The organism is Nevskia sp. (assembly GCF_051860985.1).
GTDB lineage: Bacteria > Pseudomonadota > Gammaproteobacteria > Nevskiales > Nevskiaceae > Nevskia.
This window is the reverse complement of record NZ_JBIMKV010000021.1, coordinates 1-14,323: the sequence shown is the minus strand read 5'-3', so window position 1 is coordinate 14,323 and position 14,323 is coordinate 1. Positions and strand designations below refer to the sequence as shown.

The 14,323-nt window shown below is 70.1% G+C and carries 15 protein-coding genes; 12 read left to right on the top strand and 3 right to left on the bottom strand.

Features of this window, described 5'->3' with window-relative positions; translation table 11 throughout:
* The first annotated feature begins 19 nt into the window (after positions 1-19).
* The 12 genes from gshB to ACTIGJ_RS17040 all read left to right on the top strand — a co-directional run bounded on the left by gshB (position 20) and on the right by ACTIGJ_RS17040 (position 10,738).
* A complete protein-coding gene (gene gshB / locus ACTIGJ_RS17095) occupies positions 20-973 on the top strand; it encodes a glutathione synthase (protein ID WP_439641532.1) in 954 nt (317 codons plus the stop codon).
* A 57-nt stretch (positions 974-1,030) separates the two neighbouring features.
* Positions 1,031-1,591: a YqgE/AlgH family protein gene (locus ACTIGJ_RS17090; protein WP_439641531.1), complete on the top strand. Its 561-nt coding sequence runs from the start codon at positions 1,031-1,033 to the stop codon at positions 1,589-1,591.
* Positions 1,584-2,105, top strand: a complete 522-nt coding sequence (gene ruvX, locus ACTIGJ_RS17085) for a Holliday junction resolvase RuvX (protein WP_439641530.1) — start codon at positions 1,584-1,586, stop codon at positions 2,103-2,105. Before ACTIGJ_RS17090 ends, ruvX begins: the two co-directional genes overlap by 8 nt.
* Positions 2,102-3,127, top strand: coding sequence for an aspartate carbamoyltransferase catalytic subunit (locus tag ACTIGJ_RS17080; protein WP_439641529.1), 1,026 nt, complete (start codon positions 2,102-2,104; stop codon positions 3,125-3,127). Before ruvX ends, ACTIGJ_RS17080 begins: the two co-directional genes overlap by 4 nt.
* Before the next feature lie 41 nt (positions 3,128-3,168).
* Entirely contained in the window at positions 3,169-4,413 is a 1,245-nt protein-coding gene (locus ACTIGJ_RS17075; RefSeq protein WP_439641528.1) for a dihydroorotase, read from the top strand.
* Between the two features lie 49 nt (positions 4,414-4,462).
* Complete coding sequence (locus ACTIGJ_RS17070) at positions 4,463-4,849, top strand: response regulator (protein ID WP_439641527.1); 387 nt, start codon at positions 4,463-4,465, stop codon at positions 4,847-4,849.
* Complete coding sequence (locus ACTIGJ_RS17065; RefSeq protein ID WP_439641526.1) at positions 4,846-6,057, top strand: methyl-accepting chemotaxis protein; 1,212 nt, start codon at positions 4,846-4,848, stop codon at positions 6,055-6,057. The genes ACTIGJ_RS17070 and ACTIGJ_RS17065 overlap by 4 nt, the downstream gene beginning before the upstream one ends.
* Before the next feature lie 152 nt (positions 6,058-6,209).
* Complete coding sequence (locus tag ACTIGJ_RS17060; RefSeq protein WP_439641525.1) at positions 6,210-7,886, top strand: phosphoenolpyruvate carboxykinase (ATP); 1,677 nt, start codon at positions 6,210-6,212, stop codon at positions 7,884-7,886.
* A 222-nt stretch (positions 7,887-8,108) separates the two neighbouring features.
* Positions 8,109-8,471 carry a hypothetical protein gene (locus ACTIGJ_RS17055; RefSeq protein WP_439641524.1) on the top strand — a complete coding sequence of 121 codons (363 nt, stop codon included), beginning with the start codon at positions 8,109-8,111 and terminating at the stop codon, positions 8,469-8,471.
* A gap of 61 nt (positions 8,472-8,532) precedes the next feature.
* A complete protein-coding gene (locus tag ACTIGJ_RS17050) occupies positions 8,533-9,315 on the top strand; it encodes an endonuclease/exonuclease/phosphatase family protein (RefSeq protein WP_439641523.1) in 783 nt (260 codons plus the stop codon).
* A complete protein-coding gene (locus ACTIGJ_RS17045; RefSeq protein ID WP_439641522.1) occupies positions 9,312-9,980 on the top strand; it encodes a PLDc N-terminal domain-containing protein in 669 nt (222 codons plus the stop codon). Before ACTIGJ_RS17050 ends, ACTIGJ_RS17045 begins: the two co-directional genes overlap by 4 nt.
* Before the next feature lie 32 nt (positions 9,981-10,012).
* Positions 10,013-10,738 carry a phospholipase D-like domain-containing protein gene (locus tag ACTIGJ_RS17040; protein WP_439641568.1) on the top strand — a complete coding sequence of 242 codons (726 nt, stop codon included), beginning with the start codon at positions 10,013-10,015 and terminating at the stop codon, positions 10,736-10,738.
* A 20-nt stretch (positions 10,739-10,758) separates the two neighbouring features.
* Here the strand turns inward: ACTIGJ_RS17040 and ACTIGJ_RS17035 are convergent, their stop codons facing one another.
* The 3 genes from ACTIGJ_RS17035 to ACTIGJ_RS17025 all read right to left on the bottom strand — a co-directional run.
* Positions 10,759-12,546, bottom strand: coding sequence for a hypothetical protein (locus ACTIGJ_RS17035; RefSeq protein ID WP_439641521.1), 1,788 nt, complete (start codon positions 12,544-12,546; stop codon positions 10,759-10,761).
* 59 nt (positions 12,547-12,605) lie between these two features.
* Positions 12,606-13,673: a WD40/YVTN/BNR-like repeat-containing protein gene (locus tag ACTIGJ_RS17030; RefSeq protein ID WP_439641520.1), complete on the bottom strand. Its 1,068-nt coding sequence runs from the start codon at positions 13,671-13,673 to the stop codon at positions 12,606-12,608.
* A gap of 14 nt (positions 13,674-13,687) precedes the next feature.
* Positions 13,688-14,323: DUF1302 family protein (locus ACTIGJ_RS17025; protein ID WP_439641519.1), on the bottom strand; the 636-nt coding region annotated here is incomplete at its 5' end.

The following is a 14,323-nucleotide window of genomic DNA, read 5'->3' as shown; positions in this document are numbered from 1 at the left end:
TCCCATCCCGCGCGCCCCGATGAAAACCCTCGGCATCGTCATGGACCCGATCGGGTCGATCAAACCGTACAAGGACACGACGCTGGCGCTGATGCTGGCGGCGCAGAAGCGCGGCTGGGCGCTGCGCTACCTCGAACAGGGCGATCTCTGGCTGCGCGACGGCGTCGCCTACGGCCGTACCCGGCCGGTCACGGTGTTCGACGACCGCAAGCACTGGTACGACTTCGGCGGCGAGCCGGAAGTCATCAAGCTCGGCAGCCTCGACGCGATCCTGATGCGCAAGGACCCGCCGTTCGACATGGAATTCGTCGCCTCCACCTACATGCTGGAGCGCGCCGAGGCGCAGGGCGCGCTGGTGGTGAACCGGCCGGCGTCCTTGCGCGACTGCAACGAGAAGGCGTTCACCGCCTGGTTCCCGGACCTGTGCCCGCCGACGCTGTTCTCGCGCGACGAACGCACGCTGCGCGCCTTTCATGCCGAACATCGCGATGTCATCTACAAGCCGCTCGACGGCATGGGCGGCAGCGGCATCTTCCGGGTCGGCGCCGATGGCCTGAACCTCGGCAGCGTCATCGAGCAACTCTCGGACAACGGCCGCCGCACCATCGTTGCCCAGCGCTACCTGCCGGCGATCGTCGATGGCGACACCCGCGTGCTGGTCGTCGATGGCGTGCCGGTGCCGTACGGGCTGGCGCGCATTCCGCAGGGCGGCGAAACGCGCGGCAACCTCGCGGCCGGCGGGCGCGGCGAGCCGCGGCCGCTGACGGCGGCGCAGCGGCGGATCGCCGAAACGGTGGGCCCGGAACTGCTGCGCCGCGGCCTGCTGTTCGTCGGGCTGGACGTGATCGGCGAAAGCCTCACCGAGATCAATGTCACCAGCCCGACCTGCGCCCGCGAGATCGACGCTGCCTTCGGCACCGACATCGGCGGCCTGCTGGTGGACGCGATCGAGCGGCGCCTCGCCAACCGCTGACCGCACCCTGCCGCTGAACGCCTTGTCAGTCGGCGAACCTGCCAAGATACTGCCGCCATGGGCGACGACAGCTACCTCAGCAACCAGTTTCTCGTGGCCATGCCGGGCCTCGAGGACGACAACTTCCGGCAGTCGGTGACCCTGCTCTGCGAGCACTCCGAAAAGGGCGCGCTGGGCCTGGTGGTCAACCGGCCGACCGACCTGCGGCTGTCCGACATGCTCGACCAGATCGGCGTCGACCACGAGGCGATGCCGAGCGATCCGATCGTGTTCTGGGGCGGGCCGGTGCAGCCGGAGCGCGGCTTCGTCGTGCACACCGCGCCCGGCGGCTGGGATTCGACGCTGCGGGTCGACGACAACCTTTACATCACCACCTCGCGCGACGTGCTGGGCGCCATCGGCCGCGGCGAAGGCCCGAGCGCCTACATGGTGCTGCTCGGCTATGCCGGCTGGGGCGAAGGCCAGCTGGAAAGTGAAATCCTCAACAACGCCTGGCTGAACGCGCCGGTCGAACAGCGGGTGCTGTTCGACACGCCAGCCGCCGAGCGCTGGATCGCCGCAACGCGGCTGATCGGCGTCGATATCTCCCATCTTGCGAGCCGCGCCGGACATGCCTGAAGCCGTAGCCGATTCCAGCCCCGATCCGGCGGTCGAACCCGCCCGGCCTGCCACCCGCCGCACCGATGTCTACCTCGCCTTCGACTACGGCCTGAAGCGCATCGGCATGGCGGTCGGCGACGACCTGACCAAGCTGGCGCGGCCGCTGCCGGCGATCGCCAACGGCCGCGAGCCGGACTGGACCGCGCTCGGCCGCGGCATCACCGACTGGCGGCCGGCGGCGCTGATCGTCGGCCTGCCGATCACCCTCGATGGCGAGGAGCAGCGCATCACCGCGCCGGCCCGCGCCTTCGCTGCCGAGCTGAGCCGCCGCTACCGCACGCCGGTCTTTCTGGTCGACGAGCGCTTGAGTTCGCGCGCCGCCGACGACGAAATCCGCCAGGCACGCGCCGACGGCCGCAAGGCCAAGAAGGTGCAGAAGGGCGAGCGCGACGGCGTGGCCGCGCGCCTGATTCTCGAACAGTTCCTCGGCGGCGATCGCAGCCGCTTTTTCGCCCTGCCCGATCCCACATGAGTGACACGCTGCAACTGACCGCAGACGGCCGTCTGCGCCACCTGCTGAGCATCGAAGGACTGTCGAAGCCGCTGCTGACCGACATCCTCGAGACCGCCGAACAGTTCGCCAACAGCCGCAACAGCCGCGGCCGCAAGTTTCCGCTGCTGCACGGCAAGACCGTGGTCAACCTGTTCTTCGAAGCCTCGACGCGCACCCGCATGACCTTCGAGCTGGCCGCGAAACGGCTGTCGGCCGACGTGCTGAACCTGCAGATCGCCGCCAGTTCGACGTCGAAGGGCGAAACCCTGCTCGACACGCTGAAGACCATGGAAGCGATGCAGGTCGACATGTTCGTGATCCGCCACGAGGCCAGCGGCGCGGCGCATTTCTTTGCCCAGCACGCCGCCCCCGAGGTTGCGATCCTGAACGCCGGCGACGGACGCCACGCGCATCCGACGCAGGCGCTGCTCGACATGTTCACGATCCGCCGCCACCGGCCCGATTTCTCGAAGCTGACGGTGGCGATCGTCGGCGACATCCTGCATTCGCGCGTCGCCCGCTCCGACATCCATGCGCTGCGCACGCTCGGCGCCAAGGAGATTCGCGTGGTCGGCCCGCGCACGCTGATTCCGGCTGGCATCGAGGACATGGGCGTGACCGTGTTCAACGATCTCGATTCGGGGCTGAAAGGGGCCGACGTGATCATGCTGCTGCGGCTGCAGAAGGAGCGCATGGTCGGCGCCTTCCTGCCGTCGACCGGCGAGTTCCACCGCGACTTCGGCCTGACCCGCGCGCGGCTGGCCAAGCTGCCGCCGGAGGTGCTGGTGATGCATCCGGGGCCGATCAACCGGGGCGTGGAAATCGAGGGCGATGTCGCCTACGGCGAGCGCTCGCTGATCCTCGAACAGGTGGAGCACGGCATTGCCGTGCGGATGGCGGTGATGGCGATGATCTTGGGTGAGGACACGCGCTTTGCGGGCACTGCTCGCGGCGATTCCGAACGCTCGACCATGGATGGCCGAGCCGGGGCCGGCCAGTGAGCGCCTCCGTCGCGCCAGGGATGGCAGGGAATTCCCAACCCATGAAAAGCGTCCTGATCCGCAATGCCCGCCGCCTCGATCCGCAGGCCGGCACCGATGCCAGCGGCGATCTCGCGTTCCGCGACGGCGTCATCGTCGATGCCGCCAGCGGCTCGTTCGACGAGGTCATCGACGGCAGCGGCCTGTGGCTGATGCCCGGCATCGTCGACCTCTGCGCCCGCACCCGCGATCCGGGTGCCACGCAGAAAGGCACGATGCGCTCGGAATCGAATGCCGCGTTCGCCGCCGGCATCACCGCGCTGTGCCTGCCGCCGGACACCAAGCCGGTGATCGACAACACGGCGGTGGTGATCCGCGTCAACCGCATCGCCAAGGCCGCCGGCGGCGCCTACGTCTACATGCTGGGCGCGCTGACCAAGGGCCTGGAAGGCGATGCGCTTGCCGAGATCAGCGCGCTGAAATCGGCCGGCTGCGTCGGCGTCACCAACGGGCTGGCGCCGGTCGCCAACGCGCTGGTTGCACGGCGGGCGCTGGAGTACGCCGCCAGTCTCGGCATGACCGTGCACGTGGTGCCGCTCGATGCTGCGCTGGCCAACAACGGCTGCGCGCACGAAGGCGCGGTCGCCACCCGGCTCGGTCTGGCGTCGATCCCGGTGGCTGCCGAAGCGGTGGCGATGCGCCAGTGGATTTCGCTGGTCGAGGACACCGGCGCGCGGGTCCACTTCGGCCGGCTGTCGAGCGCCCGGGGCGTCGAACTGCTGGCCGCCGCCAAGGCGCGCGGCCTGCCGATCAGCGCCGATGTCGCGGCCCATCAGCTGTTCCTGACCGATGCCGCACTGGAAGGCTTCAACGCGATGGCGCACGTGCTGCCGCCGCTGCGTTCGGCAGCCGATCGCGAGGCGCTGCGTGACGCCGTCGGCAGCGGCCTGATCGAGGCGATCTGCTCCGATCACCAGCCACATGAGCGCGACGCCAAGACCAACCCGCTGCCGCTGACCGAGCCGGGCATCTCGGCGCTGGAAACGCTGCTGCCGCTCGGCCTGCAGCTGGTCGAGCAGGGCTTGCTGAGCCCGCTGACCCTGGCCAGCCGGCTGGTGCGCGGGCCGGCGCAGGTGCTGGGCCTGCCGGCGCGCGGTCTGGCGATCGGCGCGCCCGCCGATCTGTGCCTGATCGACCCGTCGCAGGAATGGCGCCTGGAAGCCGCGCAGATGAACAGCGTCGGACGCAATACGCCTTTCATCGGCACGCGCTTCCCGGGCCGTGCAACGCGGGTGTGGCGCGGGTAAAACGCTGCCGAAGCCCTGCGCTGCGGGGCATGCGGATGAGCAGACGGCGATGGCACGCGTGCTGGTGGTCGATGACTCCCCGACCGATCAGGCCTGGATGACGCAGGCGCTGCAGGCGGTCGGCCATACGGTGCTGGCAGCAACCTCCGGCGACGAAGCGCTGCGCCTGGTGCGCAGTCACCGGCCGGACTGCGTGGTGATGGACCTGGTGATGCCGGGCATCAACGGTTTCGAGGCCACCCGCCAGCTCAGCCGCGATCCGCTGACGGCGATGATTCCGGTGCTGGTGGTATCGAGCAAGGACCAGGTCTCCGACCGTCACTGGGCACTGCGCCAGGGTGCGCGCGGCTACCTCAGCAAGCCGCTGCGGCCGGCTGACCTGCTGGTGCAGGTGCACCTGCTGCTCGGCCTGCCTGGCGAGCCGGCCTACGCATGAACCGCCGCGACCGCCAGACGCTGGGACTGGTGACGCTCGGCCTGCTGATCGCCTGCGCCGCGCTGCTGGGCGTGCTGGCGCCGGTCGATGGACTCGTCTCCGGGGTCGGCATGGCCGGCGTGCTGCTGAGCCTGGCGGCGCTCGGCCTGTTCCTGCGCAGCCGGCTGGCCGGCGAGCGCGAGCGCGCCCGGGCCGCCGCCGAACTGGAGGCCCGCCAGCAGCAGGCGATCATGCGGCTGCTCGACGAGATCACCGGTCTGGCCAACGGCGACCTGCGCATCGAGGTGACGGTGACCGAGCAGTTCACCGGCGCGATCGCCGATTCGATCAACGCCACGGTGCAGACGCTGCGCCGGCTGGTCGGCACCATCGAACGCACGGCAGTCGACCTGACGGCGGCCGCCGCCGGCACGCGCGCGATCGCCGTCCGGGTGCAGACGGCGTCCGGACAGCAGTCGGTCGAAATCACTGACGCCGCCGCCGCCATCACCGCCACCAGCACCTCGCTGCGCACGGTGGCCGGCCGCGCCGAAACGATCGCCCTGGACGCCGATGCTAGCGTCCGCACCGCCCGCAGCGGCGCCGGCACGGTCGGCCAGACGATCCACCACATGGCGACCTTGCGCGAGCAGATCCAGGACACCGCCAAGCGGATCAAGCGGCTCGGCGAGTCATCGCAGGAGATCGGCACCATCGTCGAGGCCATCAACGACATCGCCGAGCAGACCAACACGCTGGCGCTCAACGCCTCGATCGAGGCCGCCCGGGCAGGCGACGCCGGACGCGGCTTCCAACAGGTGGCGGTGGAAATCCAGCAGCTGGCCGAGCATGCCTCGCAGTCGACCCGGCAGATCGAGACGCGGGTCAAGACCATCCAGGCCGACACCAACGAGGCGGTGACCTCGATGGAACGCTCGACCGCCCATGTGATCGCCGGCGCCCAGTCGGCCGAGGAAGCCGGCCAGGCGCTGACCCGCATCGAGGCCGCCTCGCTGGAATTGGCGCGTTCGATCGAGGGCGTCGCCGCCGCCGCCCGCGGCGAATCGGCCGCCGCCACGCGGATCGCCGACACCATGCTGTCGATCCAGCAGCTGGCGCTGCAGACCTCGGATTCGGCGACCGAGGCCTCCGAGGCGGTCGGCGCGCTGAACACGCTGTCCGGCAAGCTGCGCGAATCGGTCGCCGGATTCACGCTGCCGGGGCGCTGAAGGCGCGAAAAGCGGCCCCTAATTTGTGCATTCGCACAAAAATTTTGCCCCCTCGACCCCCAGACAGCCGAGTTTCCGTAAAATGCCGGCACTCGCTGGTACCCGTCGCGGTGCCGCTACCCCTCCCTTCGCGAATGGTGGTAACGAAATCCATGGTTGATCACACAAGCGCTGCGCCGAGCTTTCAGGCCGATCTGGAAAAGCTGTTCGGTCTGAAAACCGTCACTTACAAGTACGAGCTCAGCAAGGAGCAGCTCTTCCACGAGGCCATCGCCAACGATCGCGGCCGTGTCTCGCGGGATGGTCCGTCCGATGCCCAGAAGGCGTTCGCGACCAAGCTGGGCGTCAACGGCCCGCTGGTCTACTACACCGATCCGGACTGCACCGGCCGGCGCACCAAGGACACCTTCGCGGTGAAGTGGCCGGAAGTGGCCGACGAGATCTGGTTCAAGGCCGATCTGACGCCCTACGACCCGGCCAAGTACGAAGGCCTGCTGAAGCGCGTCGTCGCCCATCTGAACGAGAAGAAAGCGACGCTGTACGTCAAGGACCTGTTCATGGGTTCGGACGCCGATTTCGCGGTGCCGTACCGCTTCGTCGGTGAGTACGCCACCCACGCGTTCTTCTGCGACAACATGTTCCCGAAGAACCTGCCGGGCGTGAAGGATGTCGATGCCCGACGCTGGACGATGCTCAACGTGCCGAGCTTCGTCTGCGAGCCGGAACGTGACGGCAGCCGCGCCGAAGCGGCGGTGATCATCGACACCCGCAACCAGATCTGCATCGTCGCCGGCCGTGCCGACTACTGCGGCGTCAACAAGAAGACCATCTTCACGGTCGGCAACTACCTGCTGCCGAAGCAGGGCCGCCTGAGCATGCATTGCTCGGCGAACGTCGGCGCCAAGGGCGACGGCGCAATCCTGTTTGGTCTCTCGGGCACCGGCAAGACCACGCTGTCGGCCGACGCCAGCCGCCGCCTGATCGGCGACGACGAGACGATCTGGTCCGACAACGGCCTGTGCAACCTCGAAGGCGGCTGCTACGCCAAACTCATTAACCTCGACAAGGCCGCCGAGCCGGTGATCGCCGAAGCGCTGTCGAAGCCGGGCACGATCATCGAGAACGTGCCGCCGCTGCCGGGCAAGACGATGGCCGAGTGCCATCCGGACGAGCTGGACCTGAACGACGGCTCGATCGCCGAGAACACCCGCTTCAGCTATCCGCTGAGCGTGGTGCCGAACACCATGCCGAACGGCCAGGGCCCGCATCCGGAAACCATCGTGCTGCTGACCGCCGATGCCTTCGGCGTGCTGCCGCCGATCTCGATCCTGGAACCGGAAGACGTGATGTACCACTTCGTCTCCGGCTTCACGGCCCGCGTGGCCGGCACCGAAGTCGGCGTGACCGAGCCGCAGCCGACCTTCTCGGCCTGCTTCGGCGGCCCGTTCATGGCCCACAAGCCGAACGTCTACGCCAAGCTGCTGGCCGACAAGATGAAGAAGCACAAGTCGCGCTGCATCCTGCTCAACACCGGCTGGAGCGGTGGCCCGTACGGCACCGGCAAGCGGATGAGCCTGAAGGTCACCCGCGCGCTGCTGAACGCCGCGCTGAACGGCGAGCTGGACAGCGTCGAGACCGAGGTGCAGCCGATCCTGAACCTGAAGATGCCGAAGTCCTGCCCGGGCGTGGATGCCGCCATCCTCAACCCGCGCAACACCTGGCCGAACCCGGCCGATTACGACGCCACGGCGACCAAGCTGCGCGACATGTTCCGCAAGAACTTCGAGACCAAGGGCTTCGCCGCCTTCGGCATCGAGGCGCGCATCTGAGGCAACTGCCGGCCGCCTGCTCGCAGGCGGTACCGGCACCGGCAGCACCGCGAAACCCGGCCCCGTGCCGGGTTTCGTCGTTCTGGCCAGTCGTTCCGGCCTGCCGTTCGGCAGCCGGCCGAGGAAATCGCCGGCAGCGATGACCGTTTTTGTCGCGGAATTTCGTCTTGATGAGAAGGCCCGGTGCATTCCGGACGACTTCCAGCGAGAGCGCAGCCGCGCATGTCGACTTCCCGAATCCTCGAATACCCGAACCCGCCGTCGCCCGAACGGCTGCCCGCCCACCCCGGACTGGAATGGCGGGAGTTCAGCAACTTTCCCGACCTCGCCGCCTGGTGCCGGCCGCGAGTGCCGGAAGCGGATCGCCACCGTTTCGCGATGGGCCACGGCGCGGCCTTCGTGGCACTGGTCGGCTTCATGCGCGCCCATCCCGGCGCCGACCTGACCCTGCTCGCCTTCAGCGAATCGGTCGCCGCCGACGGCACGCCGCAACTGGCCTCGGCCTACGCCTGCGTTCGCGGCAGCGGCACCGTGCTGCCGACTTCGCCCGGCCACGCGCTGCTGCTGTACCAGCGGCGGCGCTGAGCAGCAGCCCGCAGCCGCGGCGAATTCGCATAAGGTGTCGGCACCGCCACCCGCGCTGCCGATGACCACGCCGCCGACCTCGCTCCCGCCTGCGCCGCCGCGCCTGAAGCTGCTCAGCTTCAACATCCAGGTCGGCCTGCACACGGCGCAGTACCGCCATTACCTGACCCGCGCCTGGCGCCACGCGCTGCCCGGCCGCGACCCGCATGGCGCGCTCGACGACATCGCCGTGCTGATCCGCGACCACGACTTCGTCGCCATCCAGGAAGCCGATGCCGGCTCCCTGCGCACCGGCTTCGTCGACCAGATGGCCTACCTGGCCGCCGCCGCCGGTTTCCCGCAGCACGGCCTGGCGATCACCCGCAACCTGAAGCCGTTCGCCCGCCATGCGCTCGGCTACCTGAGCCGCTGGCCGGTGCAGGTGATCGCCGAGCACGCGCTGCCGGGCCCGATCCGCGGCCGTGGCGCGCTGCAGCTGGCCCTGCAGCTGCCGGGCGGCCTCAGGCCGCTGGAAATCTTTGTCACCCACCTGTCGCTCGGCCGGCAGACGCAGCAGCGGCAGCTCGACTACCTGGTGGCGCAGACCGGCCGCGACCGACCGTCGGTGATCGTCGGCGATCTCAATGCCGAGCCGGCGCTGCTGCGCGCCCATCCGGCGCTGCAGGCGGCCGGCTTCTGGCTGCCGGAACGCACGCCGGCTACCTTTCCGAGCTGGGCGCCGACGCGCAGCATCGACCACATCCTGCTGTCGCCGCAGATCGAGCTGCACCGGCTCGACACGCTGGCCCAGGCCCGCTCCGACCATCTGCCGCTGGCGGCGGAAATCTCCATCCGCCCGACATGATGAGCCTGCCGGTCGACAAGCTCGCCTGGGCGCTGGCCCTGCTGCATTCGACGCTCGGCCTGCTGACCACCCGGCATGCGCTGCTCAATGTCCGCGATCCGCGCGCCGCCTGGGGCTGGATCGCCGCCTGCCTGCTGGCGCCGATCGCCGGCCCGCTGCTGTACCTGCTGCTCGGCACCAACCGGGTCAATCCGAAGGCCCAGCCAGTCCACGGCGCCGGCGACGACACCGTGCCGCCCGGCCTCAGTGCGCTGCTGCCGGGCGTGATCGCCGAGGAACTGCGCGAGCTGGTGCGCATCGGCGGCGCGATGACCGGCCGGCCGCTGACCGCCGGCAACGGCATCGATCTGCTGCACAACGGCGACCGGGCCTATCCGGCGATGCTGGCGGCGATCGCCGGCGCGCGCCGCCGCGTCTGGCTGGCCAGCTACATCTTTTCCGGGCGCGGCGTCGGCGCGCAGTTCGTCGCCGCCCTGGTGGCGGCGCAGCAGCGGGGCGTCGAGGTGCGGGTGCTGATCGACGCCGTCGGCGACCTGTACTACTTCCCGCGCGCCTCGGCGCTGCTGCTGCAGGCCGGCGTGCCGACCCGGCGCTTCCATTCCAGCTGGCGCGGCGCTTCCTGCCGCTGCCGCACGTCAACCTGCGCAACCACCGCAAGCTGCTGATCGTCGACGACGGCCTCGCCTTCACCGGCGGCATGAACATCAGCGACCACACCGTGCTCGGCAAGCCGAAGCAGGGCCTGATCGACCTGCATTTCCGCCTGCGCGGGCCGATCGCCGTCCAGCTGGCGCAGGCGTTCGACGATGACTGGCATGGCCGTCGCGACGCCGCCGCGCTGACCAGCTCCGGGCCACCGATCGCCGCTGCCGGCCGCAGTCATTGCCGGGTCATCACCGCCGGGCCCAACGAAGGAGTCGAGCGGCTGGAACTGGTGCTGCTGGCGGCGCTCGCCAACGCCCACCAGCGGGTCTGCATCATGACGCCGTACTTCATCCCGATGCCGGAGCTGGCCCGAGGGCTGGAAGCGGCGGCGCTGCGCGGCGTGGCGGTGGAACTGATCCTGCCGGCGCGCAGCAACCTGCGCTGGGTCGACTGGGCCAGCCGCCGCTGGCAGCGCGAGCTGCTGGCGCACGGCGTGCGCATCCACCTGCGGCCGGCACCGTTCGCGCACACCAAGCTGGTGGTGGTCGACGACTACTACGCCCACATCGGCTCGGCCAACCTCGATCCGCGCAGCCTGCGGCTGAACTTCGAGCTGGTGGTGGAAACCTATTGCCAGCAGCTGGCCGGCGACCTGCTGCAGCACTTCGATGCCGTGCGCGACCAGTGCCGGCCGCGCAGCCTCGCCGAACTGGACCGGGCATCCGGCCTGGCGCGCAGCCGCGACGCGATCTGCTGGCTGTTCTCGCCGTACCTGTAAGCCGGAACGGACGCGCGGTCTCAGCGCGGCGCGGCAGCCGGCGACGGCAGCACGAAGCTCGGATCAGACAGCGTCGCCAGGCCGGCACGCACCGAGGCCAGCCAGCGGCCCAGCTGCCGCTGCTCGGCGTCCAGCGATTCGGCAACGGTCCGCGCCAGCGCCTGCTGCTGCGCGTCCTGCCATGCGGCCAGCGCCGGGTCATCGCCGGACATTGCCTGCAGGCCGCGCGCCTCCAGCAACTCGGCGAGCAGCGGCTGGCGCTGCGGCGACGGCGGGGCGGCGTCGACACCGAGCGCTGCCTCGAAGCCGATCAGCGCCGCCACCGGCAACGGCGCGCCGGGCGCCAGCCCGGCCGTCATCGCGCCGTCGGCTGACAGCGCCGCCCAGCCGGCCGCCAGACCTTCGGCCGCGAAGCGGCTGGCGGCGGCGCGGTTGTCAGCCAGCGCCGCTTCGAGGCGCTCGGCAGCCGCTTCGTAGCCGGCGATCGCGGCGGCGCGCAGGCCGGCGCGGGCTGCGGCATGGCCGAGCGCGCCCCAAGCTTCGCGCACCGCCGGATCACGCGGCTCGCGGGCGCTCAGCTCCTGCCAGACCGCGATCGCTTCCTCGGCCAGCGATTCGGCGCGCTCCGGCACCTGCGCGCGTTCGAAGCGCAGCTGGCGCTGGCACAGCTCGGTCGGCGCCAGCGCCCGCCGGTTGTAGTTCTCGCAATCGATCAGCCGCCGCCGCTGCATCACCCGCAGCACGAACTTCGGCGTCGCTCGGGTGCCGTCGCCGTCGAGATTCAGCCCGCCCGACTGCGGATCACCCTGCGGGCCCAGCGACGCCCAGCCCATGCCGAGCAGCGCCCGGTTCGAGTACGGCCCTTCCAGCGCCACCCGCTCGAACAGCGCGCGCGCCGTCGCGCCCTGGCCGGCGGCAAGGAATTCCGCCGCCAGCCCGAGATTGGCGCGATCGCGCAAGGCCTGCGCCGGCGGCTCGTCGCCGATGCTGTCGCTGCGGCCCAGCCGCTCCAGTAGCGCATGGCCGCGGGCGGCGGCCCCGCTGCGGATCAGCGCGATGCCGAGGTCGTACTGCAGCACCGCCGCTTCCAGGCGGTCATCGAGCGGCGCGCCGACCAGCCGCAGCGGATCGAATTCGGCCGCCTGCAAGGCCTGCGCGGCCTCGAGCGGCCGGTCGCGGGCGAAATGGGCGCGCGCCTTGAGCAGCGCCAGACGATGGCGTTGCCGGCGTTCCAGCCGCACCGGCAGTGCGCGCAGCGTTGCCAGCGCGGCATCCGGCTCGCCGTCGGCGAGCCGCCGTTCGGCCACCGACAGCACCGCCTCTGCCAGCGCCAGGCGCTCGGCACCGGCGGCGCGCGCCAGCGCCGACACCGCGATGCCGGTGAGGCCGCAGCGGGCAGCGGCGGTCGCCAGCACGGCGGCGACCCCAGGCCGCTCGCCGAGGTCGGCTTCCAGCCGCGCCGCCTGCAGCGCCGCCAGCCACGGCTGACCGGCTGCGAGCAGTCGACGGATATCTGCCAACGCCACTTCGACCCGTTCGGCCGGTTCCGCCGATACCGGCAAGGCCGACCACAGCTGGTGGAAACGGCGTTCGCGCAGCACGGCCAGCGTGACCGGCTCGGCCGGCGGCGGCGCGGCAGGATCAGGCGACGATGGCAGCACCGGTTCGGCCGGCAGCGAGGTTGCCGGCTCGGTCGTCTGCCGGAGCGATTCCGGCTCCGGCAGCGGCTGGCCGGAGGCCAGCAGCGGCAATGCCATCAGCCAGGCGGCCAGGGCCGCACCGGCTGCCGGCAGGCGAGCTGCGTTCACGGCGGGCCGCTCCTCACCCGAGGCGGGCGCGATCCGTCGCTGGCGCGCGCGGATGACGGTCAGAACTTCGCGGCGTCCAGGCGCTGGACGCCGGCATCGCCGACCAGCAGCACCGATCCGTCGCGCGTCGGCAGCAGCCACGACAGTGTGTCGGTCTGCTTGTTGCCGCTGCGGTCGCTGATCGGCACCTGCCGGGTCTTGCCGGCGGCGTCGAAGATCAGCAGCGTGGCGTTGAGGCCGACCATCGCGATCCGATCGCCCGGCAGCGCGGCGATGCCGAACAGCGACTGGTCGGTGCCGGTGTCGATCTTCTTCCAGTGGCCGCCCTCGACATCGGCGGTGAAGAACGAGTTGCCGCGCAGACCGCCGATCAGCGCGCCCTTGTTGCCGGCGGCGATGACGCAGAACAGCGAGCTTTCGTACGGGCCGGCGACCTTGGTCCAGGTTTCACCGCGATCCCGGCTGACCCCGATCAGGCCGGCTTCGCCGACCACCATCAGGCTGCCGTCGCCGAGGCGCGCCATCGCGTTGATGTGGCGCTCTTCGCCGGTCACGGCATTGGCGGCCACCTGGGCCCAGCTGGCGCCGCCGTCGTGAGTCGCCAGCATCAGCCCGTAGGCGCCGACAGCGAGGCCGTTCTGCGGGTCGAAGAACAGCACGTCGAACAGCGGCTTGCCGAGGTCAGGCTGGAAGTTCTGCAAGGTCCAGGTGCTGCCGCCATCGGTGGTGGCGAGGATGCTGGCGTCATGGCCGACCGCCCAGCCGTGTTCGGCATCGGCGAAGGTGACGCTGGTCAGCAGCGCATCGACCGGCGCAGCCACCTGCTTCCAGTCCTTGGCATCGGCCGACACCAGGATGTGGCCGCGCGCGCCGACAGCCACGAAGCGCTTGCCGGTGCTGACCACCTTGAGCAGCGGATTGTTGACCGCCCGCACCGCCATCTCCGAGGCTCGGGGCGTGACGGCCGGTGCAGCGGCCTCGGGGCTGGCGGCCGCCTCGCCTTCTGCCGCCGCTTCCTCCGCCGCAGGTTCGGCAGCGGGCTCGTCCTGGGCCCGAACCAGCAGGGACAGCGGCGCCAGGGCGCAGGCAAGGAGCAGGGCGGAAAGCGAAGCGTTCGGAAGGCGCATGGCGGGAAGCTCGGTCAGAACTGGTACTTCAGGAAGAAGCCGATGTTGTCGCGGTCGCGGTACAGGTTGTTGCCGCCACCGCGGGTGTACATGTTGTAGGCGATCGAGAACGAGGCCGACTTCTCGTAGCGGATCTCGACGACCGAATTCAGCTGGATGCGGCCTTCGACATAGTTCGCACCCGGGCCCGGCGAGTTGTTGTAGACGTCGTGCTGGAAGATGAACAGCGGCTGCACGCTGATGCCCGGCAGCACCGATTCATAGCTGATGCGGCCGACCACGCGGTAGCCGCCGGCGAAAGAATGGGCGAACTGGTTGCGCTTGGCCTGGAACGGGTTGAAGCGCAGGCCGTCCGGGCCGACGGTGCAGCTCGGGTTGGTCGAGCAGGCCAGACGCGAGCCATCGGCGCCCGAGCCGTCGGCACCGGCCGAGGCATGCGTGTAGGCCGCACCCGGCCCTTCGATCTGCAGCTGGTCGAACTTCGGCAGGTTCAGCACCTGGGTGGCGCCGACCTCGTAGAGCAGGATGATCTGGTCGGCGCCGATCCAGTTCTCGGTGCCCGACAGCACCCGGGTGGCGCCGAACACGTAATTCAGCACCTTGCCCGGAATCCAGCCCTGAATGAATGAGTTCGGGGCGTTCTCACCAAT

What these genes read in the sequence shown, in the direction of transcription:
- gshB (WP_439641532.1), top strand. Translation starts at nt 20, where the DNA reads ATGAAAACCCTCGGCATCGTCATGGACCCGATCGGGTCGATCAAACCG.
- ACTIGJ_RS17090 (WP_439641531.1), top strand. Translation starts at nt 1,031, where the DNA reads ATGGGCGACGACAGCTACCTCAGCAACCAGTTTCTCGTGGCCATGCCG.
- ruvX (WP_439641530.1), top strand. Translation starts at nt 1,584, where the DNA reads ATGCCTGAAGCCGTAGCCGATTCCAGCCCCGATCCGGCGGTCGAACCC.
- ACTIGJ_RS17080 (WP_439641529.1), top strand. Translation starts at nt 2,102, where the DNA reads ATGAGTGACACGCTGCAACTGACCGCAGACGGCCGTCTGCGCCACCTG.
- ACTIGJ_RS17075 (WP_439641528.1), top strand. Translation starts at nt 3,169, where the DNA reads ATGAAAAGCGTCCTGATCCGCAATGCCCGCCGCCTCGATCCGCAGGCC.
- ACTIGJ_RS17070 (WP_439641527.1), top strand. Translation starts at nt 4,463, where the DNA reads ATGGCACGCGTGCTGGTGGTCGATGACTCCCCGACCGATCAGGCCTGG.
- ACTIGJ_RS17065 (WP_439641526.1), top strand. Translation starts at nt 4,846, where the DNA reads ATGAACCGCCGCGACCGCCAGACGCTGGGACTGGTGACGCTCGGCCTG.
- ACTIGJ_RS17060 (WP_439641525.1), top strand. Translation starts at nt 6,210, where the DNA reads ATGGTTGATCACACAAGCGCTGCGCCGAGCTTTCAGGCCGATCTGGAA.
- ACTIGJ_RS17055 (WP_439641524.1), top strand. Translation starts at nt 8,109, where the DNA reads ATGTCGACTTCCCGAATCCTCGAATACCCGAACCCGCCGTCGCCCGAA.
- ACTIGJ_RS17050 (WP_439641523.1), top strand. Translation starts at nt 8,533, where the DNA reads ATGACCACGCCGCCGACCTCGCTCCCGCCTGCGCCGCCGCGCCTGAAG.
- ACTIGJ_RS17045 (WP_439641522.1), top strand. Translation starts at nt 9,312, where the DNA reads ATGATGAGCCTGCCGGTCGACAAGCTCGCCTGGGCGCTGGCCCTGCTG.
- ACTIGJ_RS17040 (WP_439641568.1), top strand. Translation starts at nt 10,013, where the DNA reads ATGAACATCAGCGACCACACCGTGCTCGGCAAGCCGAAGCAGGGCCTG.
- ACTIGJ_RS17030 (WP_439641520.1), bottom strand. Translation starts at nt 13,673, where the DNA reads ATGCGCCTTCCGAACGCTTCGCTTTCCGCCCTGCTCCTTGCCTGCGCC.